This is a genomic window from Haematobacter massiliensis (genome assembly GCF_000740795.1).
Taxonomy (GTDB): domain Bacteria; phylum Pseudomonadota; class Alphaproteobacteria; order Rhodobacterales; family Rhodobacteraceae; genus Haematobacter; species Haematobacter massiliensis.
This window is the reverse complement of the sequence record NZ_JGYG01000003.1, coordinates 451,850-466,716: the sequence shown is the minus strand read 5'-3', so window position 1 is coordinate 466,716 and position 14,867 is coordinate 451,850. Positions and strand designations below refer to the sequence as shown.

Sequence of the window (14,867 nt, the reverse complement as noted above, 5' to 3'; positions counted from 1 at the left end):
CGTTGATCGCCAAAGTCGTCGTCATGAGGTCTTTCTCCGATAAAACCCATTAAGTTAGCGCTAACATATCGTGAAGATTCGCGGGAGTCATCCCTCCACACACCTTCCCGCCACACGCGGCTTGCGAAGCGGCCCGCCATCGGCCAGAACCGCTGTCAACAGGAGTGAGCAAGCGAGAGACCCCCCCGTGCTGTCCGATATCGACATCGCCCGAGCGGCGGAAAAGCTGCCCCCCGCGGAAATCGGCGCGCGGATCGGCATCCCGCCGGAGGCACTGATTCCCTACGGTCGCGACAAGGCCAAGCTGGATCCCGCCTTTCTGGCGACGCTGAACGGCAGGCCGGAGGGTCGGCTGATCCTGGTTACCGCCGTCAATCCGACCCCTGCGGGCGAGGGGAAGACGACCACCACCGTCGGCCTTGGCGACGGGTTGCAGCGGATCGGCGAGAAGGTGGCGGTCTGTCTGCGCGAGGCAAGCCTCGGCCCTTCGTTCGGCATGAAGGGAGGAGCCGCGGGCGGCGGCTATGCACAGGTGATCCCGATGGAGGACATGAACCTCCATTTCACCGGGGATTTCCACGCCATCGGTGCGGCGCACAACCTGCTGTCCGCAATGATCGACAACCACATCTACTGGGGCAACGCGCTGGGGATCGACCAGCGGCGCGTGGCATGGAAGCGTGTGGTCGACATGAACGACCGCGCGCTGCGCGAAGTGGTGCTGGGCCTTGGTGGCGCGCCGAACGGCTACCCGCGGGAGGGCGGCTTCGACATCACCGTGGCGTCCGAGGTGATGGCCTGTCTCTGTCTGGCGGAGGACTTGGCGGATCTGGAGGAGCGGCTCGCCCGGATCGTCATCGGCTTCCGCAGCGACCGGACGCCGGTCTACTGCCGCGACCTGAAGGCCGATGGCGCAATGGCCGTGCTGCTCAAGGACGCGATGCAGCCGAACCTCGTCCAGACGCTGGAGCATACGCCGGCCTTCGTCCACGGCGGGCCCTTTGCGAATATCGCCCATGGCTGCAACTCCGTGGTCGCAACGCGGGCGGCGCTGCGTCTTGCCGATTTCGTGGTGACGGAGGCCGGTTTCGGCGCCGATCTCGGGGCGGAGAAGTTCTTCGACATCAAGTGCCGTTCGGCCGGGCTGAAGCCGGATGCGGTGGTGATCGTGGCCACGGTCAGGGCCATCAAGTTCCACGGCGGCGTGGCGCGCGAGGATCTGGGGCAGGAGGATGTGGAGGCCGTGCGACGCGGTGCGGCCAACCTCGTGCGGCATATCGAGAACGTGCGGAAGTTCGGCGTGCCTGCCGTGGTCGCCATCAATCACTTCTCCTCCGACACGCCGCAGGAGACCCAGGCGCTGATCGAGGCGGCGGAACGGGCGGGGGCGGAGGCCTATCCCTGCACCCACTGGGCCGATGGTTCGGCAGGACTTCTGCCGCTGGCCCGCCGGGTAGCGGAGATCGCGCGGTCTGGGGAGGCGCGGTTTCAGCCGCTCTATCCTGCGGAACTGCCGCTGGAGGAGAAGATCGCGACCGTCGCGCGCCAGATATACGGCGCCGCCGACGTGAACCTGCCCGAGCAGGCCCGCAGCCAGCTCCGCCGCTGGGAGGAGGAGGGCTATGGCCACCTGCCGGTCTGCATGGCCAAGACGCAGTACTCCTTCTCTGCCGATGCCGGGCTTCGCGGCGCGCCGACCGGCTTCACCCTGCCGGTGACGGAAGTTCGGCTGTCGGCCGGGGCGGGATTCGTGGTCGTTCTCTGCGGCGAGATCCGCACGATGCCGGGACTGCCGCGCCACCCTGCGGCCGAAACCATCCGGCTGGATAGCGAGGGCAACATTCAGGGGTTGTTCTGACTCGGCGCCTCGCCCGATTGCAAGGCGGTGGCCCAGCCGCTAAGAGGCGCCATCGCCCATAGCGCGGGAGACCCCCTTGCAACAGCCACAGGATTGCCTGTCGATGGCCGAACTCAGGCCCGCCATCGACGCGCTGGACCGTGAGATCGTAGCCCTCCTGGTGCGCCGCGCGGCCTATATCGACCGTGCCGCGCAGCTGAAACCGACGGAAGGCCTGCCCGCCCGTATCGATGCGCGGGTGGAGGAAGTCGTGGCCAATGTGCGCCGCGCGGGTACGGAGCTCGGTCTGGACCCCGATCTGGCGGAGGCTCTCTGGCGGCATCTCATCGACTGGTCCATCGCGCGCGAGGAGCAGGTTCTCGGCCCGTCAGCCGCCCGCTCAGGGACCTCCTCGGCCAGCCCATCGGAAGGACAGACGGAATGACGGCAAGGATCATCGACGGCAAGGCTTTCGCTGCCGGCATCCGGGAGCGTGTAGCGGTGGAGGTTGCCCGGATCAGGGCGGCGGCGGGCATCACGCCCGGCCTCGCCGTCGTTCTGGTGGGAGAGGATCCGGCCAGTCAGGTCTATGTGAAGAACAAAGGTGTCCAGACCCGCGCCGCGGGGATGGAGAGCTTCGAGTATCGCCTGCCCGCCGAGACGCCGGAGGCAGAGCTTCTCGCCCTCATCGACCGGCTGAACGCCGACCCGGTGGTGCATGGCATCCTCGTCCAGCTTCCCCTGCCACGCCATATGGACGAGGCGCGAGTCATCAATGCCCTCGACCCCGCCAAGGACGTGGACGGGTTTCACGCCATCAATGTGGGCCGCCTCGCCACCGGGCGGAAGGCCATGGTGCCCTGCACGCCGCTCGGCTGTCTGATGCTGCTCCGCGACCAGCTGGGCGATCTGGCGGGGCGTCGGGCAGTCGTCGTCGGGCGCTCCAACATCGTCGGCAAGCCGATGGCGCAGCTTCTGCTGCGGGAAAGCTGCACGGTCACTATTGCGCACAGCCGGACGCAGGACCTCCCCGCGCTCTGCCGCGAAGCGGAGATCCTCGTGGCGGCGGTGGGCCGTCCCGGGATGATCCGGGGCGACTGGATCCGTCCGGGTGCCACCGTCATCGACGTGGGCATCAACCGCATCGACGCGGGCGAGGGGCGGACAAGGCTGGCTGGCGATGTGGCCTTTGACGAGGCCGTGGGGGTCGCGGGCGCGATCACTCCGGTTCCGGGCGGTGTCGGGCCGATGACCATCGCCTGCCTCCTGGCCAATACGCTCACCGCCTGTGCGCGGGCGAACGGGCTGGCGGAGCCGGAGGGATTGACGCTCTGAGAACCATCGCGTGGCCCCGAATGGGTGTCGGCTGCGCGGCGGTATCACAAGAGCCGTCTTGGTCTGGCAGGCTGCTGAAAGCATGCCTGTGCTCTGGAAATCGGGAAACGGCCCCCGGAGCGACGCAAAACAGTTGGATTTCTGGCTGGATGTCTTCCGATTGCGAACGATTTCAGCACCAACGCAGCGCTGGAAACCATTTTCAGCAGGCTGCGAGGGCGCTGGCCTCGTCGGGGAGGAAGGCGACCGATGGCGGCAGGCGCGGCGCGGATCCGGGGGATCATTCCCCCGCGGGTGGATCGACCGGGATCATCGTCCCTTGCACGATGGCGATGGTGCGGGTCCGGCCCGCCTCCTCTGCCACGACCTCGCCGCGCACCACGATGAGCCGCCGTCCGGCGCGCACGACCTCCCCGGTCGCGATCAGCCGGTCGCCGATGGCGGGGGAAAGCAGGTTGATCTTCATTTCGGCAGTCATCACTTCCGTGCCCGGAGGGATGAGCGTCAGCGCCGCATAGCCCGCCGCCGTATCGACCAGCGTGAACGTGGCCCCCGCATGACCCGCGCCGTGCTGCTGGCGTGTTTCGGGCAGGAGGGGGGCGGAGATGACACAGCGACCCTCCGTTACCTCATCCAGCGTCGCCTTCAGCGTCGCGAGCATGGATTGCCGCGCGAAACTTGCCCGAATACGGCTCTCCAGCGGCTCTGTCGCGGTGTCCATCCGGTCCCTCCCTCTTTACTGTCAGACAATTGCGGGTTTTTTCCGCTGGGGGAAGCGGAAGTTCAGCCAACCGCCGCCATGGGTACGGCGCGCGCCGAAGGTCCGGTGAGCACTGCGAGCGCCCCGGGTGCCATGAGGGAGGCAAGCACCGGGCTTTTGCAGCCAAGCCCGCCGGTGTAGCTGCCGAAGGCAGGCATGATGACCCGCGTACCGTCGATCAGGAAGCAGGGGCGGGAGATACTGGCGCCGCCCAGCCCCAGACGGGCCTTTGGATGGTAGTGGCCCGACACTTCGCCGCTGGCCTCGTCCGCGATGTGGCGGAAGACCAGTGGCCCCACCGTCACCGCCGCCACATGCGCGCCGCCAAGCGACACCGGGCCGGGGTCGTGGTTGCCCTCCACCCAGAGCCACTGCCGGCCCGCCATCAGGCGGAGAAGGCGCAACCGCTCCGCTTCCCCCATCTCATCCGCCGCGGCGGCATCGTCGAAACTGTCGCCGAGTGCGATGACCGTGGCGGGGCGGAGCGCATCCACTACTGTCTCAAGCCGGAACAGGGTCTCCGCTACCTCATAGGGCGGCAGAAGCTGCCCCCCCCGTCGTGCGGCGCGGCGGGCCTTGCCGAAATGCAGGTCCGAAACGGTGAGCAAGCGCCGCTCCGGCCACCAGAGCGCGCCGGAGGAAAGGGCCGTCAGCCGCGCCCCCTGAAGCTGAAAGGTGAAGCCGTTCATGCTCCGTTCTTGGCCTGCATCGCCGGGATTCGCAAGTCGGCGTTTTGCAGGTCGGCAAGACCGGCTGCCTCCAGCAGCCTCTCCGCCCTGTCGGCCAGCAGGCGCTCCCGCCCCGCCCCGTCGATCGGCACACGACCGGGCTCCAGCATCAGCGGCGCGGAAAGCGGGGTCACCCTGTCGAGCCGGAGGAGGTCGATCCGGTCCCCCACCCGATCCAGCATCGCCTCGATCCGGCCGAAATCGACCAGCCCGCGCATCGCCTCCTCCCGCGTGGCGCGGAGCATCAGGTGATCAGGGTCATAGCGGCGCAGCGTGTCGTAGAGGATGTCGGAGGAAAAGGTCGCCTGCCGGCCCGACTTCCGCTGACCGGGCAGGTTGCGGGTGATCAGCCCGGCGATGGTCGCGACCGCGCGGAAGGACCGTTTCATCACGGCATTGCCCTGCAACCAGCCCTCCAGCCCCTCCCGGAGCCGTGACCGGTCGAACAGCGGGGCGGCGTCGGTCATCGGCTCCAGCCCCCAGATCAGCGTGGCGTAATCGGTCGCGACGAAGCCCAGCGGGCCGAGCCCCTCCTCCTCCATGCGGCGCGTGAGCAGGAGGCCGAGGGTCTGCTGCGCATTCCGCCCCGCGAAACCGTAGATGCAGTGATGGATGCGCCCGTCATGGGGGAAGCATTCGATCAGCAGCCGGTCGCGTTCGGGCAGGCGGGAGATGTCGCGCTGCAGTGCCAGCCAGTCCGCCGTGTGGCGGGGAAGGCCGGGCCAGTCGGGCCGGGCGAAGATGTCGAGGATCCGATCGGTCAGCAGGGTGGAGGTGGCGAACTTGGTGCCATCATAGACGGCGATCTTTGGATCGGCGGCGGGACTGCGGCTCACCTCCACCGTGAGCTCGCGCAGGCCCTCGTAGCGGACCACCTGTCCGCCGATCAGGAAGGTGTCACCGGGTGTCAGCGTGGCGGCGAAGGCCTCCTCCACCTCACCCAGCGGCTGGCCCTGCCCGCGAAACCGCACACGCAGCTTGTCGGTGTCGATGATCGTGCCCAGATTCATGCGGATGGTCTGCGCGCTCCGCGGATCGCGAAGCTGCCAGAGGCCGTCGGTTCCCTGCCGAAGCCGCTGCCAACGGTCATAGGCCCGCAGCGCATAGCCACCGGTCGCGGTGAAATCCAGGCAGGCGTCGAAATCCGCCCGGGCCAGCGTGGCATAAGGCCCGGCGGTCAGCACCTCGGCGTAAAGGCGGTCCGCGTCGAAAGGCCCGGCGGCGGCAGTGGCCGCGATATGCTGGCAGAGCACGTCGAGCGGGCCGGGGCCGCGCGGCTCCCCGTCCAGCGCATGATCGCGCACCGCGTCCAGCGCGGCCTGACATTCCACCACCTCGAACCGGTTCGCGGGCACCAGCAGCGCCTTGGACGGTGCATTGTAGCGGTGGTTGGCGCGCCCGATCCGCTGAACGAGGCGCTTGACGTTCTTGGGCGCCCCCACCTGAATGACCAGATCGATATCCCCCCAGTCGATACCGAGATCGAGGCTGCCCGTGCAGACGATGGCGCGGAGCGCGCCCGCCGTCATCGCCGCTTCCACCCGCTCCCGCGCTTCGCGCGCGAGGCTGCCATGGTGGATGGCGATGGGAAGGTCGTCCCCGTTCGCCAGCCACAGATCGCGGAAGAACAGCTCCGCCTGCGCCCGTGTGTTGTGGAAGATGAGCGTGGTGCGGTGCCGCTTCACCTCCTCCAGGATCGCGGGAATGGCATAGCGTCCGCCGCCGCCCGCCCATGGAGGGGGGACATCGGTCGTGAGCATGGCGATATCCGGGTCCGGGCCGGGATCGGCGGCGAGGATCCGGCAGGGCGCCGGATGGCGGGCAAGGAAGCGGCCGAGCGCGGGCGGATCCTCTACCGTCGCCGAGAGGCCCACCCGGTTGAGACCGGGCGCCAGCACCTCCAGCCGCGCGAGCGACAGCATGAGCTGATCCCCGCGCTTCGATTCTGCAAGGGCATGGATCTCATCGACGATTACCCGCTTCAGCCCCGCGAAAACCCGCGGCGCATCCTCATAGGACAGCATGAGCGCCAGGCTTTCGGGCGTGGTGAGGAGGATATGGGGCGGGTCGGCGCGCTGCTGCTTGCGGCGGGTTTGGCTGGTATCGCCGGTTCGGTCATCCACGCGGATCGGCAGCGCCATCTCCTCTATCGGGCGGAGAAGGTTGCGCCTGATGTCGGCCGTCAGCGCCTTGAGCGGCGAGACATAGAGCGTGTGCAGACCGGGTTTCCCGGCAGCGGCGATGTCGATGAGCGACGGCAGGAACCCCGCCAGCGTCTTGCCCCCGCCCGTCGGCGCCACGAGCAGAAGCGCAGGCTCGGCGGCATGATCGAGCATCGCCTGCTGATGCGGATGGACGGACCAACCACGGGCGGAGAACCACTCGTGAAACAGGGGGGGGAGGATGCTCATTCCCCTTATCTAGGAGTGCGTCCGCCCGGCTTCGAGTGCCCTGTCTCGCGGAAGGACCAGTTCCCTGAACGCGGCGCATCATCCTGGGTTGAAACGGTGGACCATGTTTCGGCCGGGTTGCCTGCAGGCCGTAGGTCCGCCTGTCGCGGAAGGCCTCGCCTCGCATACCACCCGTTGATCGCCGCGGATCGGAGCGTTCCAGCGAAATGCCGGAGCGATCGTGTGCGGCCGCGTCCAAACCGTAATCCGGGGTGCCAGAAGATCAGGGGAAAAAAGCCGTGATGAAGTTTCTCGGGCGGGTCTTTTCGGAAAGGCATCCCACTCATGCGATCAAAAAGCAGGAGCGCGGCTGGGGCAGTAAGCCATAGTCACATGCTCCGATTGACCGATCCGGCTCCATCGACTTTTGCCAGTTCTGGATGGCGCGCCGCCGCATAGGTCAGATCGCGGACAGCTTGTCAGTCAAATGCGCCGCCCAGCGGATCATCCATGCGCCACTAAGCGCGGGAGGGTAGAGCAATGTGGTGATCAAGGCTCGCCCCGCGGATAGTTTAGCATCGGCGAGTCTCGCCACGCCCATGGGGATCAGGCGCAGAAAACGTCCCCGGTCACGCGAGTCAGTCTTACTAGGCGCTGGGGGATCAGGCCCGCCAATGGCAGGTGCCTCTGCCGCAAGTCTTACTACCCGTGGCGATCGGCCCGAGACAGGCTTCGCTTCGACTGCGATCACAAAACTTGACCACGCTGGCAGGACTTCGGGTCAGTCATCAAGCCCGGCATCCCGGGCCAGTCCCGCAACACGCGGGGGGATCGGACAGCAGCCTGATCCACCCGACGCGGCATACCACCAGTCTCATCGGCACCATAAGCGGGGCTGGCCGGGAGCCTCCCCCGACTTCACGCCGGCCTCAGTCCTCTGCGAAGACGTCGGCCCATTCGGGATGGCGCTGACGGAACGCGATGACGAAGGGACAGGTAGGGTATATCTTCACCCCCTCTTCTCGCGCGTCGCTCACCAGCCGTTCCACCAGGGCGTTACCGATACCCTCGCCCCGAAAGGCGGGGGGTACACCGGTATGGTCAGCGATGATGAGGCGGGGCGAGGCGATGGAATAGGTCAGTTCCGCCTCGGACCCCTCCTTTCGGACCACGTAGCGGCCCTTGCTGCCAGAGACTTCTCTTTCGATTTTCGCTTCAGTCAACGATCGTCGCCTCCGTTAGGGACCGAAGCTCCGCCTCGGTCACGCCATCCGCAAGCTCCACGATCTTCAGCCCGCCCGGTACCACGTCAAGCACTCCGAGGTTGGTGACGATGCGGTCCACCACCGCCTTGCCGGTGAGCGGGAGCGTGCACTCCTTCAGAACTTTCGACTCACCCGCTTTGTTCGCGTGATCCATTACGACGACCACACGTTTCACCCCGGCGACAAGATCCATCGCCCCGCCCATGCCCTTCACCAGCTTGCCCGGGATCATCCAGTTGGCCAGATCACCCGTCTCCGACACTTCCATCGCGCCAAGGATGGCCATTGCGATCTTGCCGCCCCGGATCATGGCGAAGCTCTGCGCGCTGTCGAAGAAGGCGGTCTGCGGCAGCGCCGTCACGGTCTGCTTGCCCGCGTTGATGAGGTCGGGATCCTCCTCACCCTCATAGGGGAAGGGACCGATGCCGAGCATGCCGTTTTCCGATTGCAGCGTGACGTTCACGCCCTCCGGGATGTAGTTGGCGACCAGCGTCGGAATGCCGATGCCGAGGTTCACATACCAGCCGTCCTGCAAGTCCTGCGCGGCGCGCGCGGCCATGCGGTTGCGGTCCCAGCCCTTCTTCACCTCGCCAGCCATCAGACTTCCTCCCCTGCCGCGGCGGAGGCCGGGCGCGCGCGCGTCGTGCGCTGTTCGATGCGGTTTTCGTGATGGCCCTGGATCAGCCGGTGGATATAGACGCCCGGCAGGTGGATTTCATCCGGGTCGAGAGAGCCGACGGGCACGATCTCCTCCACCTCGCAGACACAGATCTTGCCGCAGGTCGCGGCAGGCGGATTGAAGTTGCGTGCCGTCTTGCGGAAAACGACGTTGCCCGTCTCATCGGCCTTCCACGCCTTCACGATGGACAGATCTGCAACGAGGCCGCGTTCGAGGATATAGGTCTCCCCGTCGAAATCCTTGTGTTCCTTGCCGTCCGCGATGATCGTGCCGACGCCGGTCTTGGTGTAGAACCCCGGAATACCGGCCCCGCCCGCGCGCATCCGCTCGGCCAGTGTGCCCTGCGGGTTGAACTCCACCTCGATCTCGTTCGACAGGTATTGCCGCATGAATTCCGCGTTCTCCCCCACGTAGGAGGAGATCATCTTGCGGATCTGCTTGGTCTGCAGCAGCAGGCCCAACCCGAAATCATCCACCCCGCAGTTGTTGGAGGCGATGACCAGCTCCTTGGTGCCCGCGTCCCGGATCGCTGCAATGCAGAGCTCCGGGATGCCGCAGAGGCCGAAACCGCCCGCGGCGATCAGCATCCCGTCGAACAGAAGGCCGTCGAGAGCCTCCTCAGCGCTGCCGTAGATCTTCCCCATCCGGTCCTCCCGTCCGTTTCCCTCGCGGAAGTTGTGGCAACGGGGGCGGGGCATGTCAATGCGCCCGCAGCATAGGGGCGCCCCTCACTCGCCCGAGGGGGCCTGATTGTCTGACGCAGCTTTTTTCGTGGCAGACTTTGCCGCCGGTTTTTTCGCCGGTGCCTTCTTCGCCGTGGTCTTTTTTGCGGCGGCTTTCTTTGCCGGGGCCTTGGCCGCCGCTTTCTTCGGCGCCGCCTTCTTGCCGCCCTTGGAGGCTTTCGCGGCGATCAGGGGCAGCGCTTCCTCCAGCGTGACGGTTTCCGGCTGTACCTCTTTCGGCAAGGTCGCGTTGACCTTGCCCCATTTGACATAGGGGCCATAGCGCCCGGCCATCACCTGCACGGGGCCGCCGTCGGGATGCTCCCCCAGTTCTTTCAGCGGCGCCGCCTTGGCCGCGCCGCGCCCGCGGGAAGCCTTCTGGGCCAGAACCTCGACCGCGCGGTTCATGCCGATGGTGAAGACTTCCTCCACATCCGGCAGGTTTGCATAGGTAGTGCCGTGTTTGACATAAGGCCCGAAGCGCCCGATGCCTGCCTCCACCAGCACGCCATCCTCCGGGTGGTCACCGATGGGTCGCGGCAGTTCCAGAAGCTGGAGCGCCTTCTCAAGCGTCATTTCGCCCGGCGCCCAGCCCTTGGGGAGCGAGGCGCGGGGCGGCTTGGGCACGTCCTCCGACGCCTCCCCCCGCTGCACATAGGGGCCGAAGCGGCCGGTGCGGATGGTGATGGGCAGGCCCGCCTCGTCATTGCCGAGGATGCGGCCGTCGGCGGATAGCGCCTCCTCATCCCCACCGGGAGCGGAGAGAGGGCGCGTGTAGCGGCATTCGGGATAGTTGGAGCAGCCGATGAACGCGCTGCCGGAGCGCGCGGTCTTCAGATGCAGATCGCCCTTGCCGCAAAGCGGACAGAGCCGCGGATCGGAGCCATCTGCCTTCGGCGGATACAGATGCGGGGACAGAACCTCGTCGATCTTGTCGAGAACCTCGGAAATCCGCAGGTCGGAGGTGCCCTCCAGCGCGGCGGAGAAATCCTTCCAGAACCGCGCGAGCACATCCTTGTAATCCCGCTCGCCGGCGGAGATGTCGTCGAGCTGCCCCTCCAGATCTGCGGTGAAGTCATATTCGACATAACGGCGGAAATAGTTGGAGAGGAAGGCCGTGACCAGACGCCCCTTGTCCTCCGGGATCAGGCGGTTCTTTTCCTTGCGGACATATTCCCGGTCCTGAATCGTCGTGACGATGGAGGCATAGGTGGAAGGCCGGCCGATTCCCAGCTCCTCCATCCGTTTGACCAGCGTAGCCTCCGTATAGCGGGGCGGCGGCTGGGTGAAATGCTGCTCGGGCTGGATGTCGCGCTTTTCCGCGCCCTCGCCCTGCATGATCTGCGGCAGGCGGGCGCTGTCCTCATCCCCGTCGTCGTCGCGGCCTTCCTCGTAGACCTTGAGGAAGCCGTCGAAGAGCACGACCTGCCCGGTGGCGCGCAGGCCCACCTGCCCGTCGGCAGAGGTCACGTCGACCGTCGTGCGTTCCATCCGGGCGCTTGCCATCTGGCTGGCGATCGTCCGCTTCCAGATCAGGTCGTAAAGCCGTCGCTGATCGGTGTCGGAAACGCCGAGCTTCTCCGCCGACACGGACATGTCGGTCGGGCGAATGCATTCATGCGCTTCCTGCGCGTTCTTGGCCTTGTTCTTGTAAAGCCGCGGGCTGTCCGGCACGTAGTCCTTGCCGAAGCGCCGGCCGATCTCGCCCCGCGCGGCGGCGACCGCCTCCGGGGCCATGTCGATCCCGTCGGTCCGCATATAGGTGATATAGCCCGCTTCATAGAGCCGCTGGGCCGCGGTCATCGTGGCCCGTGCGCCCATTCCGAACTTGCGCGACGCCTCCTGCTGAAGGGTGGATGTCATGAAGGGAGGAGAGGGGTTGCGGCTCGTGGGTTTGGACTCGACACCCTGCACCGTCAGGTCGCGGGAGCGGATCGCCTGCACCGCGATCTCCGCCGCCTCTGCCGTCGGAATATCGTAGCGGTCGAGCTTCTTGCCGCCCAGAATGGTCAGCCGCGCCTGATAGTCCTGTCCCCGCGGCGTGACCAGCGTCGCCGTCACCGACCAGTATTCGCGGGCGCGGAACGCCTCGATCTCCATCTCCCGCTCGACGATGAGCCGCAGGCAGACGGACTGCACCCGGCCCGCCGACTTGGCCCCCGGCAGCTTGCGCCAAAGCACGGGAGAGAGGTTGAACCCTACGAGATAGTCGAGCGCGCGGCGGGCGAGGTAAGCTTCCACCAGCTCCATGTCCACATCGCGGGGGGCTTCCATCGCCTTGGTGACGGCGTCCTTGGTGATGGCGTTGAAGGTCACGCGGGAGACCTTCTTCTTCCCTATCGCCTTGGACAGTGCCTCCTTGAGGTGCCAGGAGATCGCCTCCCCCTCCCTGTCGGGGTCGGTGGCGAGGATCAGCGTGTCGTCATCTTTCAGCGCGTCGGTGATCGCCTTGACATGCTTCTTGCTGTCGGAGGCGACTTCCCACTTCATGGAGAAATCGTGCTCGGGATCGACGGACCCATCCTTCGGCGGCAGGTCGCGGACATGGCCGTAGGAAGCCAGAACGGTGAAACCGGGGCCAAGGTATTTGTTGATGGTCTTAGCTTTGGCGGGCGATTCGACGACGACGACAGCCATTCATCCTCCTGCCGCGGCGCAGGTGTGAGGGTCGGCCGCGCGGCGGCTTACATGTGACGGGATGCACCGCTTGTCAACAGGGGGGGCGGCGGCAGGGCCACCCCCCTCTTGCGCAAATCAGCGCAGCATGCCGTCGCCGTTTTTATCGGCGGAGGCGAAGTCTGCCATCAGCTGATCGGTGAATTCCTTCTTGGAGAGCCAGCCGTTGCCGTCCTTGTCAATGATCTGGAACTGGGACGCGGAAAGAATCTGGCTCGTTTCCGAAGGTTCGAGCCGTCCGTTGCCGTTGGTGTCGAGCTGGGTGAAGGCCCGCTCGGCATAGGCCTGCATCTCGGCACGGGTGACAGCGCCGTCGCCATTGGAATCCATGAGCTGCAGCACGCGTTCGTCAATCAAGCCCACGCTTGTGGTTTGCGCGAACACGGGTGTCGCAAGAAGGGTCGCAGCGCAGGCGAGGATCAGTTTGCGTTTCATTCTCGTCTCTCCCCTCAGCCGCAGGTCAGCTGGTTACCGGCCTGGCCGCCGAGCGCCGCACCGGTCGCAGTGATGATCGTCCGGCCCGAACCGCCGCCGAAGGCATTGCCGAGCGCGGCACCCAATACGGCGCCCGTCACGCTCCCCGCGATACATCCCGCCTCATGCTGACGATAGACGCGCTCCTCCGGTGTCGTCGGGCCGCAGGCCGCGAGGGTCAGTGCCGCAGCGCAGCACAGCAATCCGGTTCGTTTCAACATACGATCCTCCATTGGTTTTTGGACACGTCCAAGCGCGTCTGCCAGTGCTTCAAGGTGACGCAAGCATGAAGCGAGTCAAATGGCGGGCGGCATATCGCGCGCAGCCGCTCTTGGGCGCACCACCGCTGCGCAAGGGCGGCCGCGCGCGCAGATCTTCACCGGCCAGGCCCGAGAGCGGAGTGGAGATCAGGCCGGAGACCACGCCGGAGATCAGGCGGTCGAACGCGGTCGCCCGCTGGTCTGTGCCGCCTTGCACTCAGGCCGGGGCGGCTCGCGTGCTGTGGCCCGTCATGTCTGGGCTATGCAGGCGGGGGAGGCTAGGCCGCGTGAGCGGAAGCTGCCGGCCTGCCGCCCGTCCTGCATGGCAGGCGCGGTCTTCGGGAAAAGGGATGCCGATGCCGTGATCGGTCGGCATCCCTGGTCTTGCTGCACGTCATGCCCGGCTCAGCAGGCCACCCGGGTGACGGAGCACTCGCCCGTCCAGTTCAAGGGAGAGAAGAGCCGGAGCTCCCTCTCTCACGCTGATGCCGAGATCGCGGAATACCTGATCCTCCGCTATGGGGCTGCGACTCAGTCGATCCAGAATGAGGTGAGGAAGCGAGGCACTCTCGAGAGTTGCGGAAACTGGGGAGTGAAGGGAATGCGATCCACTCCTCTGACAGCCGGCTGGAATAGCGGCGGGCCGCACTGCCGCTCTTTCAAGGCGCTGGCCCGGAAGCGCTGCGAGCGCCGCAATCACATCCTCCACCCCCCGAACGAGAAGTGCCCCTTCGCGTATGAGCAGATTGCATCCGCCCGCGCGTTCATCGAGCGGATGGCCCGGCACGGCCAACACCTCACGCCCCTGATCCAGTGCGTTTCGCGCGGTGATGAGGCTGCCGGAGCGGGGTGCTGCCTCAACCACGACCACAGCGTGGGCAAGGCCGGAGACGATCCTGTTGCGCTGTGGAAAGTGCCTCGCCAGCGGCTGCATCCCCGGCGGCTGCTCGCTCAGACGCAGGCCGGACGCCGCGATCCGGGCGGCCAGATCGGTATTCTCCCGTGGATAGATCACGTCTATCCCGCCCGCCTGAACAGCGATAGTGCCATGGGAGAGCGCTGCCTCATGCGCCGCGGTGTCGATCCCCCGGGCAAGGCCGGAGACGACCGGAAACCCGGCCTCGGCCAAGGCACCTGCAAGCCGTCGCGCCATGCGGATGCCAAGGCTGGAGGCATTGCGCGCGCCGACAAGGGCGACCATGGGGCTCGTCAGCAGGGAAATGTCGCCGAGCGCCCAGAGAAGCGGCGGCGCATCCGGTATCTCGGCCAGCAGGCGGGGGTAGTCCGGCTCCCCCTCGACCAAAAGGCGCGCGCCTACCGCGTGCCCGGCGGCGATTTCCGCCCGCGCGAGCGCCGCGCCCGCGGGCCGATAGTTCCGCGCTCCCGAAGCCGCCGCAAGGGCAGGGAGCGCCTCCAGCGCCCTGAGCGCGGAGCCATGTTCCATGAGAAGACGGCGGAAGGTCAGAACCCCCACCCGCGCGGAGCGGATCAGCCTGAGCCGCGCGAAACGCTCCTCCTCCGCCAGCAGCGGGGCCGGGAGAGGGCTGAGAGTATCCTTCATCGTCCGGCTCCATCTGCACCACGGAGCCAATCTCGCCGAAGAAAGTTAATAGCGGGTGAATCCACAGCCCGTCGGCTGCTCAGATGTGTTGCGACCGCCTGCCACGCTGCGCAATGCAGCCCCGGCATTCTGGTTGGCGCGGCAGGGCAATCAACGCCGCTGGGCCCGCAACTGGGCCAT

The 14,867-nt window shown here is 66.6% G+C and carries 13 protein-coding genes; 3 read left to right on the top strand and 10 right to left on the bottom strand.

Going from position 1 to position 14,867, the window contains the following annotated elements; genetic code table 11:
- Positions 1–187 precede the first annotated feature (187 nt).
- The 3 genes from CN97_RS08005 (at position 188) to folD (ending at position 3,172) form a co-directional block, all read left to right on the top strand.
- Positions 188–1,858, top strand: coding sequence for a formate--tetrahydrofolate ligase (locus CN97_RS08005; RefSeq protein ID WP_035709440.1), 1,671 nt, complete (start codon positions 188–190; stop codon positions 1,856–1,858).
- A gap of 103 nt (positions 1,859–1,961) precedes the next feature.
- Complete coding sequence (locus tag CN97_RS08000) at positions 1,962–2,282, top strand: chorismate mutase (protein WP_088217223.1); 321 nt, start codon at positions 1,962–1,964, stop codon at positions 2,280–2,282.
- On the top strand, positions 2,279–3,172 hold the full coding sequence (gene folD / locus CN97_RS07995) for a bifunctional methylenetetrahydrofolate dehydrogenase/methenyltetrahydrofolate cyclohydrolase FolD (RefSeq protein WP_035709439.1): 894 nt from the start codon (positions 2,279–2,281) through the stop codon (positions 3,170–3,172). The genes CN97_RS08000 and folD overlap by 4 nt, the downstream gene beginning before the upstream one ends.
- A 280-nt stretch (positions 3,173–3,452) precedes the next feature.
- Here folD and CN97_RS07990 read toward each other — a convergent pair whose 3' ends face one another.
- The 10 genes from CN97_RS07990 to dprA form a co-directional block, all read right to left on the bottom strand.
- Positions 3,453–3,893 (bottom strand): PaaI family thioesterase, encoded by a 441-nt coding sequence (locus tag CN97_RS07990; RefSeq protein ID WP_035709438.1) that lies wholly within the window; start codon positions 3,891–3,893, stop codon positions 3,453–3,455.
- Between the two features lie 62 nt (positions 3,894–3,955).
- A complete protein-coding gene (pdeM, locus tag CN97_RS07985) occupies positions 3,956–4,621 on the bottom strand; it encodes a ligase-associated DNA damage response endonuclease PdeM (RefSeq protein WP_035709435.1) in 666 nt (221 codons plus the stop codon).
- On the bottom strand, positions 4,618–7,071 hold the full coding sequence (locus tag CN97_RS07980) for a ligase-associated DNA damage response DEXH box helicase (protein WP_051911055.1): 2,454 nt from the start codon (positions 7,069–7,071) through the stop codon (positions 4,618–4,620). The genes pdeM and CN97_RS07980 overlap by 4 nt, the downstream gene beginning before the upstream one ends.
- Before the next feature lie 908 nt (positions 7,072–7,979).
- Positions 7,980–8,273: a GNAT family N-acetyltransferase gene (locus CN97_RS07975; protein WP_035709433.1), complete on the bottom strand. Its 294-nt coding sequence runs from the start codon at positions 8,271–8,273 to the stop codon at positions 7,980–7,982.
- The gene (locus tag CN97_RS07970) at positions 8,266–8,913 is read right to left on the bottom strand and encodes a 3-oxoacid CoA-transferase subunit B (protein WP_035709430.1); all 648 of its coding nucleotides are present in this window, start codon (positions 8,911–8,913) and stop codon (positions 8,266–8,268) included. The genes CN97_RS07975 and CN97_RS07970 overlap by 8 nt, the downstream gene beginning before the upstream one ends.
- Complete coding sequence (locus CN97_RS07965) at positions 8,913–9,638, bottom strand: CoA transferase subunit A (protein ID WP_035709427.1); 726 nt, start codon at positions 9,636–9,638, stop codon at positions 8,913–8,915. Before CN97_RS07965 ends, CN97_RS07970 begins: the two co-directional genes overlap by 1 nt.
- An 84-nt stretch (positions 9,639–9,722) precedes the next feature.
- The gene (gene topA, locus CN97_RS07960) at positions 9,723–12,353 is read right to left on the bottom strand and encodes a type I DNA topoisomerase (protein ID WP_035709424.1); all 2,631 of its coding nucleotides are present in this window, start codon (positions 12,351–12,353) and stop codon (positions 9,723–9,725) included.
- Between the two features lie 117 nt (positions 12,354–12,470).
- Positions 12,471–12,827 (bottom strand): EF-hand domain-containing protein, encoded by a 357-nt coding sequence (locus CN97_RS07955; protein WP_051911054.1) that lies wholly within the window; start codon positions 12,825–12,827, stop codon positions 12,471–12,473.
- Positions 12,828–12,841: 14 nt separating this feature from the next.
- Positions 12,842–13,087: a glycine zipper 2TM domain-containing protein gene (locus CN97_RS07950; protein WP_051911053.1), complete on the bottom strand. Its 246-nt coding sequence runs from the start codon at positions 13,085–13,087 to the stop codon at positions 12,842–12,844.
- Positions 13,088–13,520: 433 nt separating this feature from the next.
- Positions 13,521–14,687 (bottom strand): DNA-processing protein DprA, encoded by a 1,167-nt coding sequence (gene dprA / locus CN97_RS07945; RefSeq protein ID WP_035709422.1) that lies wholly within the window; start codon positions 14,685–14,687, stop codon positions 13,521–13,523.
- Positions 14,688–14,867 lie beyond the last annotated feature (180 nt).

What these genes read in the sequence shown, in the direction of transcription:
- folD (WP_035709439.1), top strand. Translation starts at nt 2,279, where the DNA reads ATGACGGCAAGGATCATCGACGGCAAGGCTTTCGCTGCCGGCATCCGG.
- pdeM (WP_035709435.1), bottom strand. Translation starts at nt 4,621, where the DNA reads ATGAACGGCTTCACCTTTCAGCTTCAGGGGGCGCGGCTGACGGCCCTT.
- dprA (WP_035709422.1), bottom strand. Translation starts at nt 14,687, where the DNA reads ATGAAGGATACTCTCAGCCCTCTCCCGGCCCCGCTGCTGGCGGAGGAG.
- CN97_RS07990 (WP_035709438.1), bottom strand. Translation starts at nt 3,893, where the DNA reads ATGGACACCGCGACAGAGCCGCTGGAGAGCCGTATTCGGGCAAGTTTC.
- CN97_RS07970 (WP_035709430.1), bottom strand. Translation starts at nt 8,913, where the DNA reads ATGGCTGGCGAGGTGAAGAAGGGCTGGGACCGCAACCGCATGGCCGCG.
- CN97_RS08000 (WP_088217223.1), top strand. Translation starts at nt 1,962, where the DNA reads ATGGCCGAACTCAGGCCCGCCATCGACGCGCTGGACCGTGAGATCGTA.
- topA (WP_035709424.1), bottom strand. Translation starts at nt 12,353, where the DNA reads ATGGCTGTCGTCGTCGTCGAATCGCCCGCCAAAGCTAAGACCATCAAC.
- CN97_RS07950 (WP_051911053.1), bottom strand. Translation starts at nt 13,087, where the DNA reads ATGTTGAAACGAACCGGATTGCTGTGCTGCGCTGCGGCACTGACCCTC.
- CN97_RS07965 (WP_035709427.1), bottom strand. Translation starts at nt 9,638, where the DNA reads ATGGGGAAGATCTACGGCAGCGCTGAGGAGGCTCTCGACGGCCTTCTG.
- CN97_RS07980 (WP_051911055.1), bottom strand. Translation starts at nt 7,071, where the DNA reads ATGAGCATCCTCCCCCCCCTGTTTCACGAGTGGTTCTCCGCCCGTGGT.
- CN97_RS07955 (WP_051911054.1), bottom strand. Translation starts at nt 12,827, where the DNA reads ATGAAACGCAAACTGATCCTCGCCTGCGCTGCGACCCTTCTTGCGACA.